The 2,576-nt window shown below is 46.7% G+C and carries 3 protein-coding genes; 2 read left to right on the top strand and 1 reads right to left on the bottom strand.

Going from position 1 to position 2,576, the window contains the following annotated elements; genetic code table 11:
- Together istA and istB are read left to right on the top strand one after the other, a co-directional pair.
- Window positions 1-1,173 (top strand): IS21 family transposase (istA, locus tag DRJ53_RS20915; protein WP_206609859.1); only part of this gene is annotated, 1,173 nt, incomplete at its 5' end.
- Window positions 1,174-1,193: 20 nt separating this feature from the next.
- Window positions 1,194-1,943 carry an IS21-like element helper ATPase IstB gene (istB, locus tag DRJ53_RS20920; RefSeq protein ID WP_114237622.1) on the top strand — a complete coding sequence of 250 codons (750 nt, stop codon included), beginning with the start codon at window positions 1,194-1,196 and terminating at the stop codon, window positions 1,941-1,943.
- A gap of 370 nt (window positions 1,944-2,313) precedes the next feature.
- On the opposite strand, the gene DRJ53_RS21610 is transcribed toward istB, so the two are convergent.
- Window positions 2,314-2,576 (bottom strand): hypothetical protein (locus DRJ53_RS21610; protein ID WP_206609860.1); only part of this gene is annotated, 263 nt, incomplete at its 5' end.

Raw genomic sequence — 2,576 nt, forward strand, 5'->3', positions numbered from 1 at the left:
CGATTTGAAGGAAGCATCGTACTTGCGCCGGGGTTTCTGTGCATTTTTGTGCTGCATTGTTACTTGCTAATTTACGCAAGTCAACTGTCCAGAAAAATTAGACCATCTCAGATAGAAGCAGTAGAAGTCTTTGTGGCCATTCTGGGCGCCAGCCAGCTAACGTACGTGGAAGCGGTGGCCTCACAAGGAAAAGAAGATTTTATCGCAGCCTGTGAGAACGCCCTACACTTCTGTGGTGGCGTGCCGGCAGCTATTGTACCGGATAATTTAAAAGCAGCCGTTACCAAGAGCAGCAAGTATGAACCCACACTGAACGAGACCTTCCTGGACTTTGCCCAGCATTACAGCACAACGATACTTCCTGCAAGGTCCTATCGTCCAAGAGATAAAGCCCTGGTGGAAAACGCCGTTAAAATCGTTTACTCACGCATCTATGCCAAGGTTAGAGCCGGCGTTCATCACAGTCTTGAAGCGCTAAACAACGCCATCAAAGCAGCGCTGGAAGAACACAACAATGCCCCTCTAAAAGGCCGCCACTACAGCCGCAGGCAGCAGTTTGAAGAAGTGGAAAGGGCAGCCCTTGTGGCATTGCCGCCACTTCGCTATGAACTGAAAAAATGCTTGTATGCAACGGTGGCTAAAAATGGACATGTGTCCCTGAGTGCAGACAAGCATTATTACAGTGTGCCGTACCGCTACATTGGAAAGAAAGTAAAGCTGCTCTTCTCGCGCCACTCAGTGGAGATCTACTACAACTACGAACGCATTGCCCTGCATACAAGGGCACGGCTTGCCTATCACTATACCACCGACAAAGAGCACCTGGCCTCCACCCACCGCTTTGTCGCCGAGTGGACACCGCAGAAGTTCATCTCCTGGGCAGAAGCCATCCACGAAGATGTAAAGCTGTACATCCTAAAAGTGCTGGAAAGAAAGCAACACCCCGAACAAGCCTACAAGTCCTGTATGGGCATTTTAAGCTTTACAAAGAAGATCGGTAATGAACGGTTGATCAATGCTTGCAGAAGGGCCTTGGGTTATGGTGCTTATAACTACAAAACCATCCAGACCATCCTGGAAAAAGAGCTGGATAAAAAAGACACGTCACCGGAAACAGACCACCTCTTTATGCCCCATCATGACAACATCCGTGGCGAAAATTATTATCAATAAATCACCTTAAAACAATCCACATGAACGCAACAACACTGGAGAAAATGAAACAAATGAAGCTCTTTGGGATGCACCGGGCGTTTAAAACAGACCTGGAATCCGGCAGAGCCGACACCTACACACCCGACGAGATCACCGCTCATCTTATTGAAGCCGAGTGGGATGAGCGGCAGAACCGCTCCATTGAACAAAAGATCAAAAATGCCCGCTTTCGCTACAAGGCTCTGTTGGAAGACGTTTATTACCATGCCGAGCGCAACCTGGAGAAGAACCAACTGCTGCGCTACGCTGACTGCAGCTTTCTTGACAAAGCAGAAAGTATGCTGATCACCGGTCCCACCGGCAGTGGGAAAAGCTATCTTGCTTCTGCGCTTGGCCACCACAGCTGCTCCATGGGTTACCGGGTGGTTTATTACAGCCTGCCCAAACTGCTCTCCAAATTAAAAATGAGCAAAGCCGATGGCTCTTATCTGAAAGAAGTTGCCAAAATCGAGCGGCAACATTTACTCATACTCGATGACTTTGGACTGCAGCCCTTTGATAGTCCCGGAAGAGCTGTTCTGATGGAACTAATTGAAGACCGGCATGGCAAAGGATCCTTAATCATTACTTCCCAACTACCTGTGAGCAAATGGTATGAGGTTATTGGCGAGAAAACAATCGCTGATGCCATCCTGGACCGGATCGTGCACAGTGCTCACCGTATCGAACTGAAAGGAGAGTCATTGAGAAAGAAACGTAGTATAGCAAATCCAGAACTGAGCAACTAAATTTGTAAGAACAGTCATCCATAAAATCAACACACATTATTCACTACCGAATCATACATGAACATCACTTCTTCGCCACCAAAATAGGTGGTCAATTTGCTCCGGCATGAAATGGTCAACTTTATCGGCGTATACACTCTGGTTACAAAGTGCATAAAAGGGTAAAAATGCATATGGTAAAGCACAACTGCTGGCTTATTCGAAACAAACAGTAAAAATTACCACTAATAACTATTCACTGTGAATCTCTAGCGAAAGGTCACAAAAAGAGCAGCAGAAAAACCGTTGTTTTCTATGTGTTGCACAACTGCTATGTTGAATGCTTTTTTTCACTGCTACAGTGGAGGCAAAGCCTCTGTTTTTAACGACCTTAAGAATCGTGAATCCTGTGCCTGCATGAAAAGGCAAAAGAAAGTGAAAACCGAGGGAAACAGCAAAAATCCAGGTAACCACTACCTGCTTTCTCATGCATTAAAGTAGTTGAAAAGAGCTTCAAAAGCAAAAACGTGGTTCCTGCTATAAAGTGCATACGCCGGTCAAATTGATCCAGGTTGGCCGGTTTAATGTGACCCGGTTTGGCCGGAGCAAATTGATCCAGGCTGGCCGGAACAAACTGACCCACCTGGTGCACTG

Source organism: Paracnuella aquatica (assembly GCF_003332885.2).
In the GTDB taxonomy this organism is placed as follows: domain Bacteria; phylum Bacteroidota; class Bacteroidia; order Chitinophagales; family Chitinophagaceae; genus Flavisolibacter; species Flavisolibacter aquaticus.

Coding starts and splice junctions, on each gene's coding strand:
- istB (WP_114237622.1), top strand. CDS start 1,194: ATGAACGCAACAACACTGGAGAAAATGAAACAAATGAAGCTCTTTGGG.